Raw genomic sequence first — 24,849 nt, 5'->3', positions numbered from 1 at the left:
AATGAGTGAGAACACACTCAAAAACAAAGGAGTTAGATGTATATGGAAAAGATATGGTTGGTAACGGGCAGTAGTCGCGGATTAGGACGTTCCATTGCGGAAGCTGTACTCAAGAATGGAGATCGCTTGGTAGCAACTGCGAGGAATATCGAAAGTCTAGCCGACCTTAAGGAAAGCTATGGAAACCGCGTCAAGCTGGCAACACTTGATGTTTCTGAGCCAAAAGCAGCGCAGGATGCCGTACAGCTTGCGGTCGAAGTCTTTGGCGGTCTGGACGTATTGGTTAACAATGCGGGTTTTAGTTACGTTGCTCCTTTTGAACAGGTATCTGAAAAGAAATTCAGGTCGTTGATCGACACGAACTTTTACGGCGTCGTCAATCTGATGCGGGCCGCGATCCCCGTCATGCGTGAGCAGCGGTCCGGCCACATCATCAACATCTCATCTGTAGGCGGCCGGATCGGCGGTCCCGGCCAGGCTGCCTATAACGCCGCGAAGTTCGCGGTTAGTGGATTCACGGAGTCTATTGCAGCCGAGGTCGCCGCCTTTGGCGTCAAGGCTATTTCGGTAGAACCCGGCGGGATGCGGACAGATTGTGCCGAGACCGCCATGAGCAACACGCCCAGTCTGATACCGGACTATGATGCCAGTGTCGGCGCAATGCTGACTATGCTGGGAAATTACCGGGGGAATGAAATCGGCGACCCGGTTAAGATCGCCAAGGTCATCTTTGACCTGTCTCGCCGTGACGAACTTCCAAGCCATCTCATTCTTGGGAGCGACGCGCTCTTTGGCTTCGAGATGGGGATGCAATCGCACGCGAAGGCTGCCGCCGAGTGGGAAGAAGTCAGCAGGTCGACAGACTTCGAGGGCAGCGATCTATCGCTGCTGGCGGGTTTATCTCTCAAGTAAACGAGGCTGCTTAGCCGACCGGAACTTCGCGCGGCGTCTCGCATTTTCGCCGCGGCAATGCTCTGGACAGGAGAAAAAAGGTTGCTCCTGTTTCCTCCCAGGCACAGGATAAACAGCCTTCATCCAAATATGGGAATGGAGCGAGCAGGAGGTAGGACAAAGATGAAAAAAGCAATTATTTTCGGGGCAACCGGTTTCGTAGGATCATACCTTCTTGATGAGCTGTTGAATAATGATGATTATGAACAAGTAACCGCTGTTGTTCGTAGAAACTTGAATATCAATCATCCCAAATTAAAGAGATTGATCGGTGATTACTATTCTTTGCCTGGCTTGAAAGAACATATGGAAGCAGATGAAATATTCATTACACTTGGCGAAACGCACGATTATCCGGTTTTAGCGGCACAGATCGCCAAAGAAAAAGGAGCAAGATCTGTTTTCGTGGTTACAGCGGTCGGGGCAAATGTCAATTCACGGATTTCTTATGTAAAAACCAAAGGCGAAATCGAACGGGATATTAGAGCGCTGGATTTTGATCATACGCACTTTTTTCGTCCCTCGATGATTATGGGTAAACGAAAGGAAAATCGCCCGTTAGAAAGACTCATAATGAGAATATGGACGATAATTGACCCGTTTTTCTTTGGGAAACTGAATCATTATAAAGGTACCGAAGGAAAAAACATTGCCAAAGCAATGAATAATGCCGCAAAAAATCAACTGGAGAAAGTTAAGGTTTATAATTGGAGGAATATGAAATATTTGTTGTAATGCTCAAAGCGCTCTATGTAATAAAGCTGAACCCTATAATTGGATTCAGCTTTATTCTTGTAAATGCTTATGGGACATTGCGTTTGAACCGGGTGATGGCCCGAATCATCTAAGAGACATCTTTCAAGTGTTTGGCTGTTCAAGGCTTTGCTTGCCAAGACTGTTGCGCCACGCTGTCTGGCCCATCAGGTCACGCATGACTGTCATGTAATTTTCTTCAGACGTCGACCATCTCAGCCTCGCCATCTCTTCTGCATCGGGGCCTGAGACATACCGGAGCCGGACAGACTCGTCGCCTGCTGCTTCATAGACAATAGCCGCAACATGTTCCTCATTCGCATCTTCGAACGGATAATTCATCATTGCATTCATCATCCGGTCAACATACACCTTATATTCAGGAGGAGTGGGAGCATCCTGGGAGGCAGACAGGGTGCTTGGCGTAAAGTTTGTGGTTCTAATGGCTCCCGGCTCAACAAGTTTTACCGTGATGTTTTGCGATTCAAGCTCGTAGGACAGCGATTCCGACAACCCCTCGATCGCATGCTTGCTCGCCGTATAGACCGTCAGCAGCGGGCTCGACGCGTAGCCCACACCCGAGCTGATATTGACGACAGCTCCGCCGCCATGCTCGCGAAAATGCGGTATGATCGCCTGAATCACGTTCATGACGCCGAATACGTTGGTTTCGAAAATGTCGCGCACCATCTTCATAGGTGTCGCCTCAAAAATCGAAACAACGCTGATACCGGCGTTGTTCACAACGGCGTCTATCCGCCCAAACCGGGCGACTCCCGCCGCAATTGCCGTCTCAATGCTGGCAGGATCGGTTACATCCAGCGCTGTTACGAAAATCCGATCGGGATTTTCTGCCGCAATACTTTCGTCCGGCTTACGCATTGTCGCAATTACATTCCATCCCTCGGAAGCAAACTTTCTGGCTGTTGTTTTTCCCAATCCAGTCGAGCAGCCCGTGATTAATACAGTTTTTGTCATTGAAGCATCTCCTTGTCAAGAACAGTATAATATCGTTATGATGTGACGAAACAATAGAAAAATCTGAAATGCGAATGCAACGACAGAATGACGGCTTCGCCCTTCCATTCCCATGAAGGAAGTGTCAATTGAAAACTAAAATCACCCCGTTTTGTTAAAACGCTGCAGCGTTTGTCTTAACTCTATATAAGCTTACTAGGTAGAAGTGACTCTAAGTCAACCTTTTTTTTGAACCTATAAATTACAGGTATTTAGTTGAAAAAACGACCTTCATAATGTAAAATACATTAAAGTAACTCTAATGTGGATGGTGAAAATATTGTATGCTCTATACAGTTAAAGAGGTATCAGAAAAAACGGGCATCACTCCGCATACCTTGCGTTTTTATGAGAAAGAAGGCGTGCTGCCCCATGTTGACCGGGATGTGAATGGGGGGCGGGTATATAATGACTCGAACATCGATTGGATCGAAACGGTGCAAGCCCTGCGTTCAACAGGTTTGCCTTTAGCGGAAATCAAACAATATAACGAGCTTTATAGGGCTGGGGACAGTACGCTGCAGCAAAGGAAAGGCATGCTGGCCCACCAGAAATACAAGGTAGAAGAACAAATACAAAAGTTAATGAAAACATTAGAAAAGCTGAACTATAAAATGGCGTTGATTGACGCCCAGGAAAATAGATTTGAGAAGCTGCCATAGCAGAATCAAAGGGAAACTGACGGATACCCGAATAAGACACAATCTCATTATATGAGAAAGTGTCTTATTGTCCGTTCTCTGGATCAGGGAGCATGTACTTTTATTTCAATAATGACATTCCGATGCCGGATTACGGGAGCTTCTTTTCAGGATATGATAATAACCAACTGAACGGAAACAGGATAAGGAGTACAATCAGGTTTGCCGAAAGTGTAAAAAACACATCCCAAGACTTAATATGTAAAATGCCCAACGAAATCAATATTAAAGAATTAAGGCCAGTTATCAGGAAGAGGAGGGCTATTTTAACGGATAGATGCAGTTTAAGCTTAAATAGGATAACGATTAAAATACAAATTAAAAAACTCTGGACAGCAGCGAATACGGTATTATCGCGATACGGGTCCTCAAACCATCCGATTAAAAAAAGGTGACTCTTTATGATTGCGTAGATTACATAATCCATGGATACGCGAATGCCGAAAATAATGAAGCATAGCGTTGCAAAGTATAAAGGAGTGTGGAGGAACTTTTCTATTTTACGAAACCAAATTTTTGCGAATCCGAAATAAAACGGGAGGGCAATAAGTGTATATATAGATTTCCACCAGTGATGCTCATAAATACCCAGCTTGAGGAACAGACACTCTATTCCGAAAAATATTCCGGAGAACAGTAGAATCCATCCAAAGTTTAAATATAAACCGGCTATTACAATCGAAGCAGAAGGCAAAGAAAACGCATTGGATACAATTGCGCCAAGAATGTTATCGTCATAAGAATTATCAAGAATATCGGGGATATAACGATAACTGTCAAAAAGTATACAGATAAAAAATTCGATGGAATAACCGACTCCAATCATCCCGAAAAGTAAACTGATTAATTGGATTTTCTTTGTTTTTATCACCATAAATACGTCTATGATGATGCTTATAACGACGAGAGAGAGGTACCAAACATAATTTGGCATTGACATCTTCCTTCTTCCAAATGAATGAGTAACCCAAACTAATTATTCCCTGTTTGATCGGATTGGATTCGGATTCCTAAACCAACATTCAGTTATATTTGTCAGCAATAGGGACAATGGATTGCATATGCAAATACAATGGCTTTCCGAACGCAACCGGTGTTGCTTCACTATAGCTTTGCAGTATGTGAATATGATAAACTTGATGAAAGCCTTCAAAATAAGGAAGTGTTAAACAATGAATTTTGAAATGGTTATGCAGGAGCTAGAAGCTCTCAGCAAGGAACGAACCAAGAAAATATACGTATCCAATGGCGCGCACGAACCGCTTTTTGGTGTGGCTACAGGCGAAATGAAGCCCATCGCCAAGAAAATCAAAAAAAATCAGCCTTTGGCTGAGCAGCTTTACGCCACGGGAAATTATGACGCCATGTACTTTGCCGGCGTAATTTCCGATCCAAAAGAAATGACTGAAGCTGACTTTGAGCGTTGGATAGATGCGGCATATTTTTTTATGCTTTCCGATTATGTGGTGGCAGTTACCTTGGCAGAAACAGATATTGCACAAGAAGTTGCCGATAAATGGATTGCAAGCGGCGAAGAGCTGAGAATGTCAGCGGGCTGGAGCTGTTACTGCTGGCTTTTGGGAAATCGACCCGATGGTGAATTTTCCGAGAGCAAACTTGCCAATATGCTTGAAATCGCGCAAACTACGATTCAAGATTCTCCCGAACGAACAAAATATGCTATGAATAATTTTATTTATACAGTCGGGGTATCCTATTTGCCTCTTCATGATAAGGCGTTCGACACCGCAAAGGCAGTAGGTCCGGTAGAAGTCAAACGGGACAAGACCAAAAGCAAGTTTCTGCTCGCTTCCGAAAATATTCAAAAGGCAGTTGATAAAGGACAGCTTGGCTTCAAACGCAAATATGTAAGATGTTAAATCGCTTCGCCGCAAGTAAAAAGAACATTATCTTATCAATTGCCGCGTAAATCGCGGCTTTTTCATTTTTAAGGGCAAAACTAATGAACTACCTAAAGGAGGCCCGCATATATGAAGTCTCATACCTCTGACCGTATTAAATTCCCGCCGGGATTTTGGGCAGGGTTATGTCAATTAGGGATTTCCGCGCACGACGTAGCTCGCAAAGCACGACTGCCGCTCACTATTATTAGTGAACCACTGGTCACCACCGCCCAATATTTCGCGATCTGGCAGGCATATTCCGATCTCATCGGCGACACTGCCAAAGGAATCATCAAGCTTGCGACTGTCTTTGAAACAGCAAAGTACCCTCCGTCCGTCTTGGCTACTTACCATGCTCGTGACTATCGCGACGCTCTAAACCGAATGGCCCGGTACAAACAACTATGTCCCCCCGAAAGCTTGCGTATCACCGAGGAGGGCGAGCATTGTACAATCGAACTGGAATGGCTGCATACCGGGCAACCCGGCCCGCCGATGCTGATTGGTATCACGCTGGCATATCTTCTGGAGCTTGGGCGCCGGGGCACAGGTCAGCCTTTGACGGCTCAGTCCGTCGAATTTTCGCACTCCATGGGCGATGTGCAGGCTCTTGAAGCTTACTTCGGCTGCCGTATCCGGATTGGTGCAAAATGTAACCGGTTGACGCTGCATCGAAGAGATCTGGACCTCCCCTTTGTCTCGTACAACGAAGAGCTGCTGGAGATCCTGACTCCCGTTCTGGACCGGTCGCTCAATGAACAGCAGCACAGACGTTCAATTTCCGAGATGGTCAAATGGATCATGAAACGCAGCCTCACAGGAGGGCGCCCCGACATTCAGGCTGTTGCGAAGGAGCTCAATATGAGCGATCGTACCTTGCAGCGCCGGCTTGCTGACGAAAACACGAGCTTCAAGCAGCTGTTGACAGAAGCCAGACATGAGCAGGCACGAGAGTACTTGGCAGACCCCTCGCTCGATATTAAAGAAGTGGCTTTCTTGATTGGATATGAAGACCAGAACTCGTTCTACCGCGCCTTCCGCCTTTGGGAAGGTGACACTCCTTCAAATTATCGTACTGAACATTCAGGTACAAACTCAATATCAGAAGGACGGCAAGGAATGCCGCCCATTCATTAATATAGAATTCACAACCTAACCAAAACGGCAGAGAACCCGTATTTACTGAGTTTTATCATTTGGCGTGTCAAACAAGAACTTTGGCGCAGTATGCTAGTTACTGAACAATCCGGAGAAGGTAATATAATCACTGTTCAACGTAAATTTATTAACCCTATATCAAAACAGGGTAATAAAGTAATAAATGACAACTAAAGGAGAAATCTATTATGGAAATGGGATTAACCAATAAAACAGCTTTAGTTACAGGATCAACAAAAGGTATAGGTAAAGCAATTGCCATTGAACTAGCCAAAGAAGGTGTTAATGTACTAATTAATGGACGAAATTATGAAGAGGCAGAACGAATTGTACATGAAATGAAGTCAGATTTTCCGACTACCTCTCCTCAAAATGCCGCAGCCGATATTGTGGATATTGGGCAAAGAGAAGCATTATTTGAAAAATACCCCAATATCGATATTTTAGTTAATAATATGGGGATTTATGAAATGATGAAATATGAGGACGTTGACGATGAGGTATGGGAAAAATACTTCCGTACCAATGTTCTTGCTGCAAATGGATTATCAAAATTTTATTTGCCTAAAATGTTGAAAAATGATTATGGCCGCATTATCTTTATTGCGAGTGAAGAAGCAGTTATGCCTTCAGGTCAAATGCCTCAGTATGGTATGACAAAATCAATGCTGTTATCATTGTCAAAAAGCTTGTCCAAATTAACAATAGGAACAGAGGTTACAGTCAATACGATCATGCCGGGACCAACACTCTCTGAAAATGTGCATCAAATAATCGAGGGTATATACCCTGATGAAGATATGACTTTTTCAGAAAAAGAAAAACAATTTATGGCTGCAAACCTGCCTCAATCTGAAATACAGCGATTTATCAAGCCTGTTGAAGTAGGCAGACTGGCTGCTTTTGTATGTAGTCCATATGCATCCGCGTTCAAGGGTTCTCCAATCCGTATGGATGGGGGGATGGTACCGACTATTTTTTAATATTATTTCAGCCAGGCAGCGGCGTTAAGCCAATTGAATTGGTATACTTGAACAATCCGCACACAGGAGGGGAAGCAGATGAAACGAAATCGCTTGGGAAGGTCGGATCTGTACGTTAGTGAGATCGGTCTCGGGTGCATGTCGCTGGGTTCGGACGAGGCCAAGGCCGTCTCCATTATCCATGAAGCATTGGAGCATGGCGTGAATTTCCTCGACACCGCCGACCTCTATAATGAGGGGCGCAATGAGGAAATTGTTGGCAGGGCGATCCGGCACCGCCGCGCCGATGTCATCGTGGCAACCAAAGTCGGCAACCGGCGGGAGCCGGGCAAAGAGGGCTGGTCCTGGGACCCTTCCAAAGCTTACATTCAATCAGCAGTCAAAGAGAGCCTAAGAAGGCTTGGGACTGATTATATCGATCTGTACCAGCTGCACGGAGGAACGATTGGGGATCCGATCGGGGAAACGATCGAAGCGTTTGAGGAGCTTAAACGGGACGGGCTGATCCGCCACTACGGGATATCATCCATACGTCCGAATGTAATCAGGGAATACGTCCGGCGCAGCGGCATCGCAAGCGTAATGAACCAGTACAGCATTCTTGACAGGCGTGCCGAGGAGGAAGTTCTTCCATTGCTTGCAGAACACGAGATCGGCTTGATCGCACGCGGACCACTCGCTGGCGGCATCCTCGCAGAGGGCGGGGAGGGCAAGGCGGACCGGGACTATCTCGATTACAGCCGTGAGGAATTGCCCGCCCTGCGCCGGAGTCTCCTTGGGCTCGCTGGCGATACGCGAACGCTGGCGCAGACCGCCATTCGGTATGTGCTGAGCGATCCAACGGTGAGTGTGGTAATTCCCGGCGCAAGTAGCCTGGAGCAGCTGCGACACAATGTATCGGCCGCTGCTGTACCGCTGTCCGTCGAGGAACTAGAAGCAATACGGGCTGCGACCAGACCGAACCTTTACAAGGATCACCGGTAGCGCCTCATTCCTGTATGTCTGTCTTTCAAATTAACCAGACGTACGTATTGAACGATGTCTTTTTTTTTTAATTAAATTTTATACTCTTACAAAATTCCGGGTGGTTTGAGAGGGATTATATGAATAATATAAACGTCGATTTGGTTGTGAAATTAATTAATGAACAATTTCCAGAATGGTCTGATCTGGATATCAGGCCTGTAAAAGTTAGCGGGAATGATAATAGAACTTTTCATTTAGGCGAACATATGAGTGTAAGGTTACCAAGTGCAGCATCCTATGTTCCTCAAGTGGAGAAAGAACAAATATGGCTGCCAATATTATCTGGAAAACTCTCTTTACCCATTCCTACACCTTTAGCTAAAGGTAATCCAAGCGAAGAATATCCATACCCTTGGTCTATCAACAAGTGGTTGGAGGGAGAGACAGCAGCTCAAAAGAATATTAATGATTTAAATCAATTTGCCAGTGACTTAGGGACATTTTTAATGGAATTACAATCTATTGATGCTAGTGGAGGTCCATTAGCCGGGCAGCATAATTTTTATAGAGGTGGAGCTATAGCTGTATACGATGAAGAGTCTGGAAATGCAATTGAGAATAATAGAGATACTTTTGATGAACATGTATTGAACGAAATATGGCAACTGGCATTAGATTCTAAATGGGAATCAGCTCCAGTTTGGGTTCATGGCGATATAGCACCAGGAAATCTGCTGGTTAAGGATGGGAAACTTTGTGCAGTTATTGATTTCGGAATATTGGGTGCAGGAGACCCTGCTTGCGATGCGGCAATGGCATGGACATTTTTTGACGCTAATAGTAGAAGGATATTCAAGAATGTATTAAATATGGATGAAGAAACCTGGAACAGAGCAAGAGGATGGGCTTTATGGAAGGCTTTAATAACCTACAATGGTAATAAAAATACAAGTAAGGCAATAGCAGAAGAATCATATAAAATAATTAATATAATAGTAGATGATTACGAATCAGCGAAAATACAGGAATAATTTGCCGTAAGACTCAGGAATGCAACACGAACGAGCACGATAGCTTGCTAAAAGATATTTGACGAAGGAGCTGCTGCGGCAGCTCCTTTTACTTCTTCGGACGACAAAGGATTCGTGAATCGAACGACGTTTCGATATACCAGTCTGCAAAGGATTTCACATTCCTGAATTCTTCTCACTTATCTTCCGCATCTTTGGGAAGCCGTAGTGCCGCGAGAGGTAACGTAGCGAAAGGCTTATGCGGCTCCGTCTGATACCAGTAAGCCGTGCTGGAATAATCATGGGAAAGCTTGTTGGCATGTCCATGCTCTATGGTGACGCGAATGGATGAGGAGAAGCGGATGGGATCTTTGATATGAAACCGGTACATGGCGTTTTTTCCTCTCCAGCGCCATTTGGCATCGCCCTGGTTTACCGTGATGCCATGCCAGGGAGCGTTATATTCCTCGCTGGGACCGAATGCCGTATTGAAATAGTCTTCCGTCCCTGTGCCGACAATAGTGGGATACGAATCGCCGTCGATAAAGATCATGTCGTCCCCTTCACCGTACCAGTCATTAGCCTGCATTTCGGTACAGTCTATATTCAAATTGCAGCCGACATAATGGCCTCTACCCACCGCTTCCAGGATGACGTAATTGTCCTTGCCGTCCAGATTCGGCGTCAGCCACGCCTCGGGGAACCAGTCCGGATAACCGGGCTTGTTCGCTTTCCGGGTAAGAATATTGACGCCGGGATCAGCCCAGCCCTGCGTGTCCCGCTCTCTACGCCACTGGGCATGGAAGTAGCCCACATCTCCGCTCAGGTCGTCGTAAGTTTCGTAATCCACATAGAAGTAGAGGCTAATAGCGGATTTGCATTCGTTCGTCAATTCCAGCCGCGCGGATGTTTTAAACGGCATCGGGAAAAAGCAATTAAATCCTTTACCTCCTTGGGGGCTCATCATCAGCGGCTCGGAGACGAAATTTTTAATCAGACCGTGACCGATTCCAAAGAAATCACCCAAGGGAGCCTCAACACTGGGAGCGGTTTCATCATCCCAATACATTCGCAAAACCGTTTTCCGTGCATACAGCGGATCACTCGTTCCTACTGTGCACCATAGATGACGAATGATGGCCGTCTCATCAATTTCGGCGAAGATTCGCGTTTCACCTAGAGCGATATCGATCCAGTCCTTGTTTCCACCCAGTTTGTCATGGCTTGAAATTCTTTTGCTCTTGCAATCTTTCAATTGGAATAGCGTGTCCAGTGAGTTTCCTGCCAATAGAGGGTTCATAATGATCCATTCCTTTCGTATTCGGATTAAGATTGGTTTTCTTTCGTGCCGGGCTTGCGGTATCTCTCTAGAAATGGACATATTTCGGAATGCGAATGACAGCCTTTGTGCCGTATGGCTTCAAGCTATGGAACGTCAGACCGTACTGCCGGTCAAAAAATAGTTTCAACCGATGATCGACATTTTGGAGGCCGTACCCCTTTTTGCCGTTCACCAGCACGTCACTCACGGTTTCGTCACTCATGCCGCTGCCGTTATCGATCACCTCGAGCAAAATATCGTTTCCCTGCTCGTAAATGTTGATAAGGATAGCGCCCCGAACACCCTTGCTGATCCTGGATGCTAGACCGTGCTCGATGGCATTCTCGACGATGGGCTGCAGGATAATGCTGGGCATGTGATATTCCAGAATCTTGTCTTCGATGGTGTAAGCTACATCGAAAGAATGGTGAGACGAACTTAACTGGATATCGAGATAAGCCCGGACATGGGCCAGCTCGTTCTCGACCGTTGTCACCATGTGCCCACGGTTTAACGTCGAACGGTAAAAGGCCGAGAGCGAGACGGCTATTTTGGAAATATCCTCGTTCCCGCTTTGTATCGCCTTCCAATTGATTGTTGACAACGTATTATATAAAAAATGAGGATTGATCTGTGATTGCAGCGCTTTGATTTCGGCTTCCCGCTGCTGCGCATGGCTGACGTGCAATTCGTCAATCAATTGTCTCGTCTGCTTCACCATCGCGCCGATATTATTGGTCATCTCCCCGATCTCATCCCGGTAGCCGGAAGCGATACTCGCTTCGAATCCGCCCGATACGACTCCGGCAAGCAGACGGTTGAGCCGCGCGATGCGCCTGACGAACGTATGGGAGAACAGCATGATGACGATAAAGATCAGCGTAACGACAACAATTGTAATAGATAGGGTGGAGCGGAAGGCGCTGCCGAAGGAGATCATCGACGAGCGGGTATCGGTGTACATATACAATTCCCAGCCTTCCGGATATACCTTTTCATGAAAGAGAAGGAAATCATCATTGCGTTGGCTCATTTTCTCTAATTCTGCAACCGTGGCATTGCCGTTTGCGACGGGATGCTCCAGACGGTCTTCCCGATAGACGACGTCATTGTCGCTATCCATAATCAGCAAACCGTAATTTTTCAGCTCGGAAGAAACATTGTTGCTGAGTATATAGTTCGCATCGATGTCCAGAGAGACGATGGCAGATTGGCCCGGCTCGTCCAGCGACAGCACCTGCTGCGCCACGCTCAGATGACCGTCCTTGAAAATCCAGACGGCATCAATCGTATCGACGACGGACAAAAATTCGAATTCATCGATAGATTCCTCCAGATCAATAAAGTTTTCCCTGGCATTTTTAATGTCGCCGTTAGTAAAAATGCTGATTTGCAAGATCTCGCTGTTCATCATTTTCAAGGCGTTGACCATCGGATCGAATTTAAAGGTGATATCATAATATTTATCGTAATTACTGGCGTATTTCCCGTTGATGATTCTCATCATCGTCGTGTCCGACGTCATCAGTTCGAAGGCGTTTTCAATTTTTTTCAGCTTTTGCTCCAAATTACTTCGGGTCGTGACCGAAATATTCTGGAAGGTTGTTTCTGACTGATCGATAATAAATCGATTCGTCTGGATAAACGAATAGATGACCCAGGTCACGACCGGAATGAGCACAACGACGAGGTAGGACAGCAGCAATTTGTTTTTGAAGCGGAGATTAAGGAAGAAACGAACAAACGGATTCATGCCCGTTCCCCTTTTTCTCTCATATGATTGGGCGTAACACCAAAATATTTGCGAAAGATCAGCGTAAAATAGGAGGGGTTGTTATAGCCGACTTTCTGGCACACATCGACAATCTTCATATTCGTTTCCAGAAGCAGCTTCTTCGCGTTCTCCATGCGGCAAAGTGTGATGTATTGGATAATGCTTTTGCCGGTTTCCTTCTTAAACAGACCGCTTAAATAGCCGGGGGAGAGGTAAATTCGCCCAGCAACCCATTCCAGGCCGATTTCTTCGCAATAGTGACTTTCGATTAAGGCAACAGCTTGGGAAATCGCTTTTTTCTCGCTTTTTCCTGTATCGGAATCATTGAATGGCTGCGAAGGGGGGATATTGTCTAGCAGCTGCAGCATCAGCTTCTCTTTTATGAAGAAGGATGCGCCGTTATAATCTTCGAACAGCTTGCGCCGATTTTCGCGCTCCCGGCTCCGTTCGTCCAGCTTCGAGCGTACACGGGAAATGATGGGTACAAATTGATTGACGTCAACTGGCTTCAAAATATAATCCTCAACCTTCACCTTGATCGCTCTGTGCATATATTCGAATTCGTCGTAAGCGCTGGAGATCAGGATAATCATTTGCGGGTACAATTCCTTTATTCTCTCCGACAGCTCCAGCCCATTCATCAGCGGCATTTGAATGTCCGTAATGAGGACATCCGCCGGCCACCGCTGCAGCAGCTCAAACGCTTCCTGCCCGTTGCACGCCTTGTCTATCTCGAAGCAAAGCTCCTGCTGCTTAATCAGAAATGCCAGTCCTTCCCGTTCCGTCCATTCATCGTCCACAACCAGAACACGATACATAGACATCCTCCCTTGTGAAAATAGTTTAACTTCATAATCAAAAATGAAGTCGCTTTCATACAGCGGGAGAAAATGACGAAATCCGCTCAAGACCAGCGTACTGCAATTTCGCAGCAGTTGCATTTTTTTTGTAGCTAAAGGTTGTTGTAAAAATGAAACAGATAGCGGGCAGCGTCCAACGTCGCGTCGTGCTTTCCCGGCTCCAGCCGGCATTGCGCAAACCGCAAGCGGTGGGGTGCTGGACCGGCGGGTCGGACGGGGAACGCTACCCTTTTACAGCACCCATTACAAGGCCTGTAACAAAATATTTTTGCAGGAACGGATAGACGAGCAGGATCGGGATTATGGACACGAACACCTTGGCCGCATTAAACGTTTTGTTGGAAATTTCGTTCATGCGCTGCAGCTCTTCCATCGACAGCATGCTCGTTTCCCTGAGCTCGACAACGAGCTGCTGCATATACGACTGGAGTGGCAAATTGGCCGACGTGTTGATATAAATGATCCCATCGAAAAAGGCGTTCCAATGCCCCACGATGGAAAACAGCGTAATTGTGGCGATCGAAGGCGCGGCCAACGGAACGAAAATCTTCATCATCATGTTCCACGGGCCGGCGCCATCGATGCGGCCCGCTTCTTCCAGCTCGCCGGGCAATCCTTTGAAGAAATTCATCAGGATAATGACGCTGAACACCGGCACGGCGCCCGGCAGAACGAGCGCCCAGATCGTGTCCAGCATATTCAGCTTGTCGATGAGCAAATAATTCGGAATGATGCCGCCATTAAAAAGCATGACAAACACCAGAAACCAGATATAAAGGTTGCGCTGCGGAAAATACCGCTTGCTTCTGGATAATGGATAAGCCATCAGTATGCTCAGGATGAGATTGATGCTTCCTCCAAGCAAAACCCGGAAGATTGAGACGCCAAACGAGCGAAAGAACTGCTCGTCCTCCAGGATGGCATGATAGGAGGCAGTCGTAAACCGGACCGGCCAGACCGTAACCATGCCTGCAACGGCCGCCGCTTTGTCCGAGAACGAAACGGCTATCGTATGAACGATCGGGAAGAGGCAAGCCATCGTTACAATCGTCAGCACGATATAGACGACGGCGTTCATCAGCTTCTCTGACAGCGATTCCGAATGCACCATTGAACGGCCCCCTTGTCCTCAGAAGATTTTATAGCCAGCGAATCTGTTTGCCAGAAAATAGGATACGGAGATCAGTACGAAGCTGACGACCGACTTCATTAAACCGACGGCCGTACCGAGGCTGAACTGCATATCGACCAGTCCCATCCGGTAGACGTACGTGTCGATAATATCACTGGTCTCATAGACGAGCGGGTTGTACATATTAAATACCTGGTCGAAGCCGGCATTCAATATGTTCCCTAGACTGAGTGCCGACATCAGAATAACGGTGGGAACAAGCGCGGGCAGCGTAATATGCATTAGCTGCCTGAACCGCGAGGCGCCATCCATGGCGGCAGCCTCGTACAGGTTCGCATCGACGGCGGTCAGGGCCGCCAGATAAATAATCGCGCCGTAGCCGAATTCCTTCCAGACGTCCGTCGCCACAAGAATGGGGCGGAACCAGAAGTTGCTGGCCATGAACATAACTGGCTCGGCGCCGAATGCGGCAACAGCCGAATTGATGACGCCGTCCATCGAAAACATCGAGACGAAGATACTCCCCACAATGACCCAAGACAGAAAATGCGGCATATAGACAATAGTTTGAATCGTTTTCTTATATGTGCGGTTCCGCACCTCGTTAAGCAGCAGCGCGAAGCCCACGGGAACGATAATGCCAGCTGCGATTTTCGCCGCGGCGATAATACTGGTATTGCTCAATACGCGGATGCCGTCGGGAATTTGAAACATGTACCGGATATTGTCCAGACCGACCCACTTCGAACCGAGTATGCCCTTGGCGGGAATATAATTTTGAAAGGCGATAACAAGCCCGAACAAGGGAATGACGCTGAAGATGATCAGCAGGACGACTCCGGGAAGCACCATCAAATGGTAGCTGAGCACCTCTGTATTTCTTGCTTTTCGATTCGGTCTCGTCATAACGGTCCTCCTTCGGTCCTTCCCTATGGCTTCATCTCGGCGGCGACCTCGTTTGTAATTTCCTGCCCGCCCGCTGCGTACCATTGATCGACAAAGCTGTCAAAATCTTCGACCGGCCGCTCGCCCATAATAATTTTGATCAGCATTTCAGTTTCCATCTTCTGTAGGTTGGACCATTTGGTTGCCATTGTCGCCGTTTGGCCGAAAAATGCCGCTGGTATAACTTCCAGGTTACCGTCAACCGCAGCCGTCGTGCCGAAGATGCGCGCCTGCTCTTCCATATAGGCGTTAATATCCTTCTTCGGATGTTCCCTATTTGCCTTGATCCGTTCGAAGGCGCCCTCGAAGCCTTTGAGCGAAATGAGGCTGGGATCATCCGCTTTAAGCGCTTTGTTCAAATCGGCCAGCAATATACCGATGGAATTATGATAATCAATAGCAATCGGAATCAACATCGTGCCCCAGCCCATGCCAGGAGAATGCTCGTTCCATTGCTTATAGGATGCAGCGCCAGCCTCACCGTTGCCGCGTAGACTGTCGTAGCCGGCGTTAAGCGCCTTCACGATCGCTTCCGGATGAGCGAACTTCTTGCTTACGACAACTATGCCAGCCAGCGGATCGTTCTCGATTGTCGTCAGCTTCCCTTCGTTATTGACGGGGGCGGAGACCGCAATCCAGTCCGCGTCAGGATTGTTCTTGACCGCATCGGTCTGCCCGCCCGCCGGCCACCAGACACCGAAATACATGCCAAGCTGTCCGGAAGCGAGCAGGGCGTCGCGGTCGCTGTCTTTGCGGATAGCGAATTCTTTGTCCAGAATGCCTTGCGCATACAGATCGCGCATCAGCGACAGGGCCGGCTTCATGCCGTCCATCACCGAGCCGTAAACCGGCTTGCCGTCCACGTTCACCCAGGAACCGGGATAAGCGCCGAATACGGAGAAGATCGTATCAAGGCCGAATCTTGAATTGTAGCCACTGTAAACGTTGCCGGCCGCGGACAGGCCGATCGTTTTGCCCGGCCCGTTGCCCCCGGGATCATGCTCTACGAACTGTTTGGCAACATTGATGACGTCGTCCAGCGTCCTGGGAGCGTCGAGATGCAATTTGTCCAGCCAGTCCTTGCGGATCCAGAGCACATTTTGACAATAGCCGATATTCGTCGCCGGTATGCCCATCAGCTTGCCGTCTACCGTCACTTCATCGAACAGACGGTCGCCGTAGGTATCGTATTGCTCCTTCAGAAATGGAGAAATGCTGGTGTTGTACGCTTTCGTCATATCCCAAATCAGGTCGTTGTCGATGAGCTGCTTGAATATTTTTCGATCCACCACCATCATGTCGGGAATGTTCTGCGAGGCAATCGAAAGTGCGATCTTCTGAGCGTAATTGTTTGCATCCACTTCCCAGGCGATCTTCGTTTCAATGTTCATCTGATCTTTGACGTAACGGGTGAAGTCATTGTTGGCGAAATCGTCGCCTTCCGGGAAGTTTTCCGAGCCTTTGATGACCCCCTTCGTAAAGGAAACGGTTTCTTTATAAGGGGTGTAGGGATCCCAGGCCGTGTTGTCCGCGTCCACCGCCGAGCCGTCCGATGTCGCTGAAGGCTGGTCTACCGGCTTGTTGCCACTTTTGCTGCAAGCCGCCAGAGCCAATGTCATAGCAATTGTTACGATCAATAGTGATAACGTTTTCAAAAATACCGCCCTCCTTGTCAATTGGAAACATACAACGTTGTATTAAATTCATTATATTTTGTTCGGAGATGCCTCTCTATAACAATTGTTTCAGAAATCTATCAATTATTTCATGATTAATGTTCTGTGAAAATACAATCGATCCTTGCATATGTTCAAAAGGCAGCAGAAATTGATAGATCTAAAGAAAAATAAAACCGACTTGAGCATATATTTACAAAATCTACAAATTGAGTTGAAATTGTACAAATAAAAAGACGTTATTATTAAGCCGACTCAGGAAAGAATAGCCATATTACCCAGATGGAAGGAGGGAGGCGTCTGTTTTGTACTCGCCTTGATTTTTTTATGACCAAAATAATTGAAAGGGAGGAATTGATAACTTAATCGGAATAGGCGAGGAACCCATAAAATGGCATATTCTATTCTTTTGTCCTGGGAGTCTGTTGAAAATACGATGAACAGGAAGTGTTGAGAACAAATGAAAAATGATAGAGAAGTACAGGAAGAGAAAAAGCAAAAGCTTGAAAATGTCTTTGTCTTTGATCAAGAAATAGATCGCCGTACCTTTTTGCAAAAGACAACCAAGCTGGCTGGAGCTGCTTTCGCTTTATCCATGTTGAACCCGATTGGAAGTGTATTGGCAGCTTCAGACGATCCCGATCATTCCAATACTCTCTCCCAAAAGAAGTTTATTTTTCAGTTTGGTCTCGTGGCAGACGCTCAATATGCCGATATCGATACGCCGTCCGGTTCAACACGTTATTACCGGGCTTCTCTTGGCAAGCTTGCGGAAGCGGTTAGAACCTTCAACGAAAACGATGTCACTTTCACCATCCATCTTGGCGACATCATTGACCAAAACGCTTCCAGTTTTTCAAAAATTCTACCTGTCTACAATCAGGTTAAAGGGCCAAAGTACCATTTGCTTGGAAATCATGACTATGCTATGGATGCCAAAAAGGTGGCCGACCTGCTAGGCATGCCTAATTTTTATTATGATTTCAGCTATGAGGGTTGGCGATTTGTGGTGCTTGACACAAATGACCTCAGCTTATACGCAAATCCTGTAAATTCTGAGAAACACCAACAGGCCAAGACGGTGTTAGATGTATTGACCTGGAGTGGGGCGGACAACGCCCAGACTTGGAACGGTGGTGTAGATTCGGTTCAAATGACTTGGCTGCAGGATATACTTGCAAAGTCTGTCAAGGCTGGAGAAAAGGTAATCGTTATCGGTCATCACCCGATCGCTCCACTGAATGTTCACAACGCCTGGAATTACGAAGCTCTGGTCAAGGTGCTGGGGTCCTCCGGAAATGTAGTTGCCTACTTCAATGGTCATAATCATGAAGGGAACTATGCGGAGCAGAACGGAATCTATTTCGTAAACTTCAAAGGTATGGTAGAAACCGCCAACACTAATGCGTATTCACTAGTCAGGGTGTATTCTGACAGATTAGAGATTAAAGGATATGGACGGGAGCCGAACCGTGTACTAAAGATTGGCAAAATACGTCATGCAGAAACCGCCAAAGAGGTTCAACACGCGTGACCTTTACATCTGAAACAGACAATTGAAATCATAAACGTTATTAATTCAAGGAGTCGATGAAGTGGACAAGGGAAGAAGATTGAATACAAATGAAAAGGGGTCGATGTAATGAGCAAGGAAAAATTATTCAAGGATCTGGAACAACGCTTTCGGGAAGGCAAGATGGATCGCCGCGATTTTCTCCAGGCAACAGGAAAGGTCGCAATCGCATCGCTTGGTTTGACAATCGCCGCTTCACTTCAAGGGGGTTTTGTCGATGCAGCCCCGAAATTTTCAGCATACCCATTTACTTTAGGGGTGGCGTCCGGTGACCCTTGGCAGGATAGCGTTGTGCTGTGGACCCGGCTTGCACCAGACCCGCTGAATGGCGGAGGCATGACAGGCAGCGACGTTCCTGTCAAATGGGAAGTGGCCATCGACGATAAATTCCGCAAGGTCGTGCGTGAAGGAGCAGGCTTTGCCAGAGCCCAGCTCGGGCATTCTGTGCATGTCGAGGTGGATGGACTGAAACCGAACCAAGTCTATTACTACCGCTTTCAAGCCGGAAAGGAAATCAGTCCCACAGGCCGGACGAAAACGCTGCCGGCATACGGATCTCACGTTTCGAAAATGACATTTGCTTTTGCTTCCTGCCAAAACTACCCAACGGGATACTTTACCCCTTACCGGCATATGGCTGCGGATGAATTGGACCTCGTCTTTCATCTGGGCGATTACATTTATGAGGGTCCCGGCCCCAACCAGAATACTCCAAGCCCACGGTACCATAACGGTCCTGAAATCATTACACTTAACGATTACCGCAACCGCTACGCGTTGTACAAAAGTGATAGCGACCTGCAGGCCGCACATGCCAAGTTCCCATGGGTAGTTGCGATGGACGACCATGAAGTCGAGAACAACCACGCCGGTCTGATCCCTGAGGCCAATCAGCCGATCGAACCTTTCCTGGCCCGCAAGGCTGCGGCATTCCAGGCCTATTATGAAAATATGCCTTTAAGAAGCGCTTCCCTGCCAAGCGGTTTCACCATGCAGTTGTACAGACATTTCAATTACGGTGACCTGGCTAATGTTCATGTACTGGACACCCGCCAATTCCGTGATGATCAGGCGAGTGGCGACGGACTCAAACCCCCAACACCCGAATCCACGAGTTTGGAACGCTCGATTATGGGCGAAGAGCAGGAGCAATGGCTGCTTTCAGGGCTCAATCAATCGCAAGCGCAGTGGAACATTATTCCGCAGCAGGTGTTTTTCTGTAAGAGGGACTATCTGATAGGAGAGGGGGAAGAGTTCAGCATGGATGGATGGGATGGCTATTCCGCCAATCGTGACCGGATTCTAAGCTTCGCCAAACAGAAGAACCTTTCCAATCTTGTTGTCCTGACCGGGGATGTTCACTCAAACTGGGCTTGCGATATCAAGGCGGATTTCAACAATCCGGATTCCGGGATCCTTGGAGCTGAATTTGTCGGCACTTCCATAACCTCCGGAGGAGACGGCGTCGATATTACCGATGCCCAAAAAGCCATCCTTGCGGAAAATCCGCATATCAAGTTCTATAATAACCAGCGTGGTTATGTGCGCTGCACCGCTACGCATGAAAGTTTTCAGGCTGATTACCAGATTGTTCCGTTTGTTACCCGTCCCGGCGCCGGGATTTTCACCCGTGCTTCCTTCCTGATGGAAAAGGGCAAACCGGGATTGCAGAAAATTTACGATGCTGCGGTCACAGTATAGAGAACGCACTGGATTTAAGCCCGATTAGAAAACCGTCAGCCACAGCATCCAAAAAAAGCTGTGGCTGACCTATAATAGTCTGAGGAGATGAATGGTTATGCCGTTTGGAAACATTGGAATTGGCGGTCTTGTCTTGATATTGGTTATAGCGCTTATTATATTCGGGCCATCCAAACTTCCTGAGCTTGGACGAGCTGTCGGCAGAACGCTAAACGAGTTTAAAGGTGCTACGCGCGGACTCGTTAATGGCGATTCTGCTGATGAAGGAAAGAGCGATACTGAGTCTTCGAAGTCATCTATTGAGGTTGGCAAGTAGCATGGGTACGGACAGCAATAAACAGATGAATGTAATGGAACACCTTGAAGAGATGCGGAAGAGGCTTATTCGAACCTTGCTTGCGTTTCTGGTCGCAATGGTTGCCTCTTTCCTCTATGTGCGGGATATCTATCAATGGCTCGTGCGCGGAATGGATAAGAAGCTGGTTATTCTTGGACCGTCTGATGTGATGTGGGTCTATTTTATGATAGCGGGCGTGTTTGCACTGGCAGTAACCATCCCGATAGCCGCTTATCAAATCTGGAAGTTTGTGAAGCCGGCTCTTTCCGAGCAAGCTCGGCGAGCAACTCTCTTGTTCATTCCAGGATTGACAATATTGTTCATCATTGGAATCAGCTTCGGTTATCTTATTTTATTTCCAATGGTGCTCTCCTTCATGAATCAGATGGCAGCGGCTGATTTCAATGCGATGTATACAGCGGATAAGTACTTTACGTTCATGATTCATATGACCGTGCCGTTCGGGTTGCTGTTTGAAATGCCTGCGGTCGTTATGTTTCTGACCCGTCTTGGCATTCTGAATCCGCATCGCCTTGCTAAAGCGCGTAAACTCGCTTATTTCTTGCTCCTAATCGTCGCTGTTGCGATTACGCCTCCGGATATTTTATCCGATCTGGTTGTAACGGTACCATTGTTCCTGCTGTACGAAATCAGCATCGCGATTTCCAAGGTCGTGTACCGGAAACAGCTGAATCTTCAGAGCGAGTAATGACCCGGACTGAATATAATGCCGGTAATAAAAGGACGCTAACGAAATTGCAGGCATACTTTTTTCAAACAAGTAAAAGTCAATCAGTTTCTGCTTGTCAGGCTGTCGAGAAAGACTCGACAGCCGTTTCTATGTCCATCTAATTTAACACTTCCCAGCGTTAATATGATATAGTATACCTCTCTTGGACAGTTACAGGACAGCTAAAAGATACGTTAGTGAGGAGCTTGCCGCGCGCAGCTACTTTTTCAGAAAAACACTGTTACTGCCAAATGGCGTTTACCTTGTTTTTTAATTTCAACTATAGAATTACTTGAAAGGGATAATCGGACAGTACGTTGAAGCTGGAAATCGTTCGAATCTGCCTAATCGGAAAATCAAGTTGTAGCTGGTATCTTCGGATAGCGTCTTTTTCGTGTTTGATTTGTTGCCCCTTATATGGGGTATACAAAAAAAATATTTTTCAGTATTTATAAACTATTACAAGTAGTGTATCGTCTTGCTTACCAATGTAGTCAAAAAGAACTGCCGGCCAACGCGTTTTCGCGTTGGGGGCAAAAGAGAGAGCATAGGAGACATAGCATGAAATTGTCAAAATGGTTGTTGGTCGTATCGTTCTTATTGTTACCTTTTATTTCAGCGGTATCGAATATCGCTTCGGCGGAGGGTCTCGAGCCCATGGAACCGGCGTCCGCTCTTATGTATTTCGCTGCCGTTTCGCTCATTTTCGACAAAATAAAAGAATCTTTTGTAGGATTAACAAGTTCTCGGTGGTATTGCATACTTGGTTAGGAACTGGAACTGGCCAGTTCGAATCCAACATATAAGAATGGCGGGTGGAGTGAATGTTGTTGACGAAGAAGAAATTTTTGGTGGCCGTCTTGACGATTTCATTACTCGTCACATCAAGCCTTGCTTTCGGTGAAGGCACGGATAATCGAACGCTGGAGCAGCGAGTGGCAGATTTGGAGAAGCAGGTCGATGATCTCAGCAGTCCGTATTATCTAGATGTGGTTCAAGATAAGGCCCCTGAATTGACGCTGGCGGGCAACACCCGCATGTACTTAAGAATTATTCCATACGCAAGAATACCGCAGCTTTACCCAAATATATATTTCCCTTTACAAGAATCAAGAGTGCCAACACAAATTGAAGTAGACAATCAGAATACGTTTTGGAACAGTGTGACGGTGAGCATAGACGGAAAAGCGCTTGTGAACACGTCTGTCATCGACAGAAGCAATGTGATCGGTCAGAAGGAGCCATCCGATCTGGCGGGGGCATTTAGGGTTTATCCGAAATACTATAACAATTTCAGCCTGTACTTGACGACGGCTACCCCAATTCCCCAAGGGGCCCATATCGATATTAAATTCACCATATCAACCAATGTCGACCTGACGTTGGAAAAAATGTACATTCAGCCGTAAAGGCTGGTGCGAGCTATGGGGTAGTGAATTATGCTCCCATTGTAGGTCGAAATTACTTCTATAATCTCTGGTGCGGCGCTTGAGCAGCATGTAGGGCTAACGGGCAAGCGGAGTAGCATACCACAGGCAGCTGTTAGACTTATTCAAGCAAGTTCTTGTCCGTTAATCAACTATGTTTTGTCGCTACATAGTTATTAGGGCCTCGCTTATGCGGGGCTTTTTCTATTTTTATTTCGATATCCATAGAAATAGTTAGCATTAATGGCTACCCATAAAAAGCAATGTACAGCACACTGGTCGCGGGCATCCGTCTATTGGACTACCCCGAAACTTACTCTTGGCACAAACCCAAAAATGGCAGCACGAAGCTAAGCCCAGCTTTGATGGTTTTTAAAAGCTGAGCTTCTTAGGAATGTATGAAACATTAGGAAGTTAAGAGGCCTCCGAATTAGAAAGAGCGACTTGAAGACCAAGATTCTCGAGCTTTCGTAAGGCTTGTCTAACAATCGCATCTTGCTGTCGCTGTTCCTCTTTGCGCGCAAGGAGATGGTAAGCAATGATCATGATCGAGTGCGCAACAGCTACTGCTGCTCGGTGTCTCCCTTTTCGGCGGCGATGCGGCGGTACGGGGCTCCCAGGTAGTTGTCGGATCTGCATACGGAGTGGGCGACTTCGATCCGTACCGCTCGGAGATATTTGTTGCCTTTGCGAGTTTTCGAGGATTTAAGTTTTCCGGCACTTTCATTTTGCCCTGGAACGAGGCCAGCCCATGAACAGAGATGAGCGGCAGATGGGAAGCGTGAAGCGACGTCAGTCCCAACTTCGGCTAAGAATTGTTCGGCGGTACGCCGGCCGATCCCTGGAATCGTTTCCAGCCGTTCCATGTCTTGCTGAAAAGGGTCGAGCCGTTTGGCTACCTCCGTATCCAGTTCGAGAATCTGCTCATTCAAAAAATCGACGTGAGTGAGCATGGTTTTCAGCATGATCCGCTGGTGGGCACTCCTGTTGCCGCGAGAGGGGCATGGTTGGCTAACGGGGCAGGATTCTACGGCGCTTGGCATATTCGAGGTGAAGTAGCTTCTCTGTGCACACCGGTGTCGGGCAGAATACGTCTTCCAGCATCCAGATAAAGGATGCCAGCGCAACTTATCCCATCGAATCACGTCATAAGAATACAAATCCTAATTCCGATTGGAGAGTGATCATCGTGAACAATTGGGTCAAAACAACGGCGAGCGCCGTGCTGGCAAGCTGCATCCTGTTGGCCGGGACTTCTGCATACGCAGCATTGCCCGTCTACGTTAATGGCTATTATCAGCAGAGCATCAGGATCACGATAACACAATTCCGAAGGGTAGCCGCGTGGCTGCCCATCGCTACGATAACGAAAAGAAGAGTGCGGAAGGAATCCATTGTATTTCCATGATAAATTTTTTTAGAAGGTCATTATCTCGTACTTGAAAACGAAAGGGGACTAGATGATCACAATAGTTGGAATCGGGAGGAAGATTATAGCTAGTTTAATAAGTTCAGTGATTCTTTCATTATTTCTAACATTTACTGCTTATGATTACCCTGAGGTTTCAAACTTTATTCCCATTTTTACGGTCTCTGCAGGCTACTCGCTAATAATTGGTGTACCTTGCTCAATTGTTACCGACCTGGTGATTAACAAAATGAAGAGGACAATTATTTATTATGTCACGGGTCTGATTTTACACCTTATTTTTGCAGGAGTTGTTGCATATTTGTTTATTACTGCTGATGATACTCTTAAATACGGCTTTTTTGTATTCGGGGTTTTTGCGGCAGCAGTAGGTTTATGGCTTGTGGACAATGTCTTAAAAAATTTGAAGAAATTATTTAAGCTCAGCCCCTAGTTTTTTGGTACATAAGTAATGTACCGAAAAGAGCATACCGCTAACGGGTACGATAGTTAAATCCCGGA

The 24,849-nt window shown here is 46.8% G+C and carries 24 protein-coding genes; 15 read left to right on the top strand and 9 right to left on the bottom strand.

Annotated elements, in window-relative coordinates; translation table 11 throughout:
- Positions 1 to 42: 42 nt before the first annotated feature.
- Positions 43 to 912 (top strand): SDR family NAD(P)-dependent oxidoreductase, encoded by an 870-nt coding sequence (locus AC0YOA_RS13375; RefSeq protein WP_475786996.1) that lies wholly within the window; start codon positions 43 to 45, stop codon positions 910 to 912.
- A gap of 162 nt (positions 913 to 1,074) precedes the next feature.
- Positions 1,075 to 1,686, top strand: coding sequence for an NAD(P)H-binding protein (locus AC0YOA_RS13370; RefSeq protein ID WP_475786995.1), 612 nt, complete (start codon positions 1,075 to 1,077; stop codon positions 1,684 to 1,686).
- Positions 1,687 to 1,809: 123 nt separating this feature from the next.
- Here AC0YOA_RS13370 and AC0YOA_RS13365 read toward each other — a convergent pair whose 3' ends face one another.
- Positions 1,810 to 2,682 (bottom strand): SDR family oxidoreductase, encoded by an 873-nt coding sequence (locus AC0YOA_RS13365; RefSeq protein ID WP_475786994.1) that lies wholly within the window; start codon positions 2,680 to 2,682, stop codon positions 1,810 to 1,812.
- Between the two features lie 323 nt (positions 2,683 to 3,005).
- Between AC0YOA_RS13365 and AC0YOA_RS13360 the strand changes: the two genes are divergently transcribed.
- A complete protein-coding gene (locus tag AC0YOA_RS13360) occupies positions 3,006 to 3,383 on the top strand; it encodes a MerR family transcriptional regulator (RefSeq protein ID WP_475786993.1) in 378 nt (125 codons plus the stop codon).
- Positions 3,384 to 3,513: 130 nt separating this feature from the next.
- On the opposite strand, the gene AC0YOA_RS13355 is transcribed toward AC0YOA_RS13360, so the two are convergent.
- Positions 3,514 to 4,356: a hypothetical protein gene (locus AC0YOA_RS13355; RefSeq protein ID WP_475786992.1), complete on the bottom strand. Its 843-nt coding sequence runs from the start codon at positions 4,354 to 4,356 to the stop codon at positions 3,514 to 3,516.
- Between the two features lie 238 nt (positions 4,357 to 4,594).
- On the opposite strand from AC0YOA_RS13355, the gene AC0YOA_RS13350 reads away from it, so the two are divergent.
- The 5 genes from AC0YOA_RS13350 to AC0YOA_RS13330 all read left to right on the top strand — a co-directional run bounded on the left by AC0YOA_RS13350 (position 4,595) and on the right by AC0YOA_RS13330 (position 9,464).
- Entirely contained in the window at positions 4,595 to 5,302 is a 708-nt protein-coding gene (locus AC0YOA_RS13350) for a DNA alkylation repair protein (RefSeq protein WP_475786991.1), read from the top strand.
- 111 nt (positions 5,303 to 5,413) lie between these two features.
- On the top strand, positions 5,414 to 6,463 hold the full coding sequence (locus AC0YOA_RS13345; protein ID WP_475786990.1) for a helix-turn-helix transcriptional regulator: 1,050 nt from the start codon (positions 5,414 to 5,416) through the stop codon (positions 6,461 to 6,463).
- Between the two features lie 209 nt (positions 6,464 to 6,672).
- Positions 6,673 to 7,467, top strand: a complete 795-nt coding sequence (locus AC0YOA_RS13340) for an SDR family NAD(P)-dependent oxidoreductase (RefSeq protein ID WP_475786989.1) — start codon at positions 6,673 to 6,675, stop codon at positions 7,465 to 7,467.
- Positions 7,468 to 7,545: 78 nt separating this feature from the next.
- A complete protein-coding gene (locus tag AC0YOA_RS13335) occupies positions 7,546 to 8,451 on the top strand; it encodes an aldo/keto reductase (protein WP_475786988.1) in 906 nt (301 codons plus the stop codon).
- 119 nt (positions 8,452 to 8,570) lie between these two features.
- On the top strand, positions 8,571 to 9,464 hold the full coding sequence (locus AC0YOA_RS13330; protein ID WP_475786987.1) for an aminoglycoside phosphotransferase family protein: 894 nt from the start codon (positions 8,571 to 8,573) through the stop codon (positions 9,462 to 9,464).
- Positions 9,465 to 9,639: 175 nt separating this feature from the next.
- Here AC0YOA_RS13330 and AC0YOA_RS13325 read toward each other — a convergent pair whose 3' ends face one another.
- The 6 genes from AC0YOA_RS13325 to AC0YOA_RS13300 form a co-directional block, all read right to left on the bottom strand.
- The gene (locus AC0YOA_RS13325; RefSeq protein WP_475786986.1) at positions 9,640 to 10,743 is read right to left on the bottom strand and encodes a glycoside hydrolase family 172 protein; all 1,104 of its coding nucleotides are present in this window, start codon (positions 10,741 to 10,743) and stop codon (positions 9,640 to 9,642) included.
- 67 nt (positions 10,744 to 10,810) lie between these two features.
- Positions 10,811 to 12,517 carry a sensor histidine kinase gene (locus AC0YOA_RS13320; protein WP_475786985.1) on the bottom strand — a complete coding sequence of 569 codons (1,707 nt, stop codon included), beginning with the start codon at positions 12,515 to 12,517 and terminating at the stop codon, positions 10,811 to 10,813.
- The gene (locus AC0YOA_RS13315) at positions 12,514 to 13,356 is read right to left on the bottom strand and encodes a response regulator transcription factor (protein ID WP_475786984.1); all 843 of its coding nucleotides are present in this window, start codon (positions 13,354 to 13,356) and stop codon (positions 12,514 to 12,516) included. Before AC0YOA_RS13315 ends, AC0YOA_RS13320 begins: the two co-directional genes overlap by 4 nt.
- A 265-nt stretch (positions 13,357 to 13,621) precedes the next feature.
- On the bottom strand, positions 13,622 to 14,509 hold the full coding sequence (locus AC0YOA_RS13310; RefSeq protein ID WP_475786983.1) for a carbohydrate ABC transporter permease: 888 nt from the start codon (positions 14,507 to 14,509) through the stop codon (positions 13,622 to 13,624).
- Between the two features lie 18 nt (positions 14,510 to 14,527).
- Complete coding sequence (locus AC0YOA_RS13305; protein WP_475786982.1) at positions 14,528 to 15,436, bottom strand: ABC transporter permease; 909 nt, start codon at positions 15,434 to 15,436, stop codon at positions 14,528 to 14,530.
- 23 nt (positions 15,437 to 15,459) lie between these two features.
- The gene (locus AC0YOA_RS13300) at positions 15,460 to 17,130 is read right to left on the bottom strand and encodes a type 2 periplasmic-binding domain-containing protein (RefSeq protein WP_475786981.1); all 1,671 of its coding nucleotides are present in this window, start codon (positions 17,128 to 17,130) and stop codon (positions 15,460 to 15,462) included.
- Between the two features lie 481 nt (positions 17,131 to 17,611).
- Here AC0YOA_RS13300 and AC0YOA_RS13295 point away from each other — a divergent pair, with 481 nt between their 5' ends.
- The 5 genes from AC0YOA_RS13295 (at position 17,612) to AC0YOA_RS13275 (ending at position 22,901) form a co-directional block, all read left to right on the top strand.
- Positions 17,612 to 18,685: a metallophosphoesterase gene (locus AC0YOA_RS13295; RefSeq protein WP_475786980.1), complete on the top strand. Its 1,074-nt coding sequence runs from the start codon at positions 17,612 to 17,614 to the stop codon at positions 18,683 to 18,685.
- Positions 18,686 to 18,793: 108 nt separating this feature from the next.
- Positions 18,794 to 20,425, top strand: coding sequence for an alkaline phosphatase D family protein (locus AC0YOA_RS13290; RefSeq protein ID WP_475786979.1), 1,632 nt, complete (start codon positions 18,794 to 18,796; stop codon positions 20,423 to 20,425).
- 97 nt (positions 20,426 to 20,522) lie between these two features.
- Complete coding sequence (locus AC0YOA_RS13285; protein ID WP_475786978.1) at positions 20,523 to 20,741, top strand: twin-arginine translocase TatA/TatE family subunit; 219 nt, start codon at positions 20,523 to 20,525, stop codon at positions 20,739 to 20,741.
- Between the two features lies 1 nt (position 20,742).
- Positions 20,743 to 21,471, top strand: coding sequence for a twin-arginine translocase subunit TatC (gene tatC / locus AC0YOA_RS13280; RefSeq protein WP_475786977.1), 729 nt, complete (start codon positions 20,743 to 20,745; stop codon positions 21,469 to 21,471).
- 851 nt (positions 21,472 to 22,322) lie between these two features.
- On the top strand, positions 22,323 to 22,901 hold the full coding sequence (locus AC0YOA_RS13275; protein WP_475786976.1) for a hypothetical protein: 579 nt from the start codon (positions 22,323 to 22,325) through the stop codon (positions 22,899 to 22,901).
- Positions 22,902 to 23,482: 581 nt separating this feature from the next.
- On the opposite strand, the gene AC0YOA_RS13270 is transcribed toward AC0YOA_RS13275, so the two are convergent.
- Positions 23,483 to 23,884, bottom strand: a complete 402-nt coding sequence (locus AC0YOA_RS13270; protein ID WP_475786975.1) for a transposase — start codon at positions 23,882 to 23,884, stop codon at positions 23,483 to 23,485.
- 224 nt (positions 23,885 to 24,108) lie between these two features.
- Here AC0YOA_RS13270 and AC0YOA_RS13265 point away from each other — a divergent pair, with 224 nt between their 5' ends.
- Both AC0YOA_RS13265 and AC0YOA_RS13260 read left to right on the top strand, forming a co-directional pair.
- Positions 24,109 to 24,327 carry a hypothetical protein gene (locus AC0YOA_RS13265; RefSeq protein WP_475786974.1) on the top strand — a complete coding sequence of 73 codons (219 nt, stop codon included), beginning with the start codon at positions 24,109 to 24,111 and terminating at the stop codon, positions 24,325 to 24,327.
- 52 nt (positions 24,328 to 24,379) lie between these two features.
- A complete protein-coding gene (locus AC0YOA_RS13260) occupies positions 24,380 to 24,781 on the top strand; it encodes a hypothetical protein (RefSeq protein WP_475786973.1) in 402 nt (133 codons plus the stop codon).
- Positions 24,782 to 24,849: the final 68 nt, after the last annotated feature.

Source organism: Paenibacillus sp. JT22N12, assembly GCF_056269365.1.
Note: the sequence above shows the minus strand (reverse complement) of the source record. Positions and strands in the feature narration are given on the sequence as shown.

Bases quoted from the DNA above. Each gene is read 5' to 3' on its own strand.
- AC0YOA_RS13360 (WP_475786993.1), top strand. From the start codon at position 3,006: ATGCTCTATACAGTTAAAGAGGTATCAGAAAAAACGGGCATCACTCCG.
- AC0YOA_RS13310 (WP_475786983.1), bottom strand. From the start codon at position 14,509: ATGGTGCATTCGGAATCGCTGTCAGAGAAGCTGATGAACGCCGTCGTC.
- AC0YOA_RS13345 (WP_475786990.1), top strand. From the start codon at position 5,414: ATGAAGTCTCATACCTCTGACCGTATTAAATTCCCGCCGGGATTTTGG.
- AC0YOA_RS13295 (WP_475786980.1), top strand. From the start codon at position 17,612: ATGAAAAATGATAGAGAAGTACAGGAAGAGAAAAAGCAAAAGCTTGAA.
- AC0YOA_RS13330 (WP_475786987.1), top strand. From the start codon at position 8,571: ATGAATAATATAAACGTCGATTTGGTTGTGAAATTAATTAATGAACAA.
- AC0YOA_RS13365 (WP_475786994.1), bottom strand. From the start codon at position 2,682: ATGACAAAAACTGTATTAATCACGGGCTGCTCGACTGGATTGGGAAAA.
- AC0YOA_RS13260 (WP_475786973.1), top strand. From the start codon at position 24,380: ATGATCACAATAGTTGGAATCGGGAGGAAGATTATAGCTAGTTTAATA.
- tatC (WP_475786977.1), top strand. From the start codon at position 20,743: ATGGGTACGGACAGCAATAAACAGATGAATGTAATGGAACACCTTGAA.
- AC0YOA_RS13315 (WP_475786984.1), bottom strand. From the start codon at position 13,356: ATGTATCGTGTTCTGGTTGTGGACGATGAATGGACGGAACGGGAAGGA.
- AC0YOA_RS13285 (WP_475786978.1), top strand. From the start codon at position 20,523: ATGCCGTTTGGAAACATTGGAATTGGCGGTCTTGTCTTGATATTGGTT.
- AC0YOA_RS13350 (WP_475786991.1), top strand. From the start codon at position 4,595: ATGAATTTTGAAATGGTTATGCAGGAGCTAGAAGCTCTCAGCAAGGAA.
- AC0YOA_RS13370 (WP_475786995.1), top strand. From the start codon at position 1,075: ATGAAAAAAGCAATTATTTTCGGGGCAACCGGTTTCGTAGGATCATAC.
- AC0YOA_RS13270 (WP_475786975.1), bottom strand. From the start codon at position 23,884: ATGCTGAAAACCATGCTCACTCACGTCGATTTTTTGAATGAGCAGATT.
- AC0YOA_RS13290 (WP_475786979.1), top strand. From the start codon at position 18,794: ATGAGCAAGGAAAAATTATTCAAGGATCTGGAACAACGCTTTCGGGAA.
- AC0YOA_RS13375 (WP_475786996.1), top strand. From the start codon at position 43: ATGGAAAAGATATGGTTGGTAACGGGCAGTAGTCGCGGATTAGGACGT.
- AC0YOA_RS13340 (WP_475786989.1), top strand. From the start codon at position 6,673: ATGGAAATGGGATTAACCAATAAAACAGCTTTAGTTACAGGATCAACA.
- AC0YOA_RS13305 (WP_475786982.1), bottom strand. From the start codon at position 15,436: ATGACGAGACCGAATCGAAAAGCAAGAAATACAGAGGTGCTCAGCTAC.
- AC0YOA_RS13320 (WP_475786985.1), bottom strand. From the start codon at position 12,517: ATGAATCCGTTTGTTCGTTTCTTCCTTAATCTCCGCTTCAAAAACAAA.
- AC0YOA_RS13355 (WP_475786992.1), bottom strand. From the start codon at position 4,356: ATGCCAAATTATGTTTGGTACCTCTCTCTCGTCGTTATAAGCATCATC.
- AC0YOA_RS13325 (WP_475786986.1), bottom strand. From the start codon at position 10,743: ATGAACCCTCTATTGGCAGGAAACTCACTGGACACGCTATTCCAATTG.
- AC0YOA_RS13335 (WP_475786988.1), top strand. From the start codon at position 7,546: ATGAAACGAAATCGCTTGGGAAGGTCGGATCTGTACGTTAGTGAGATC.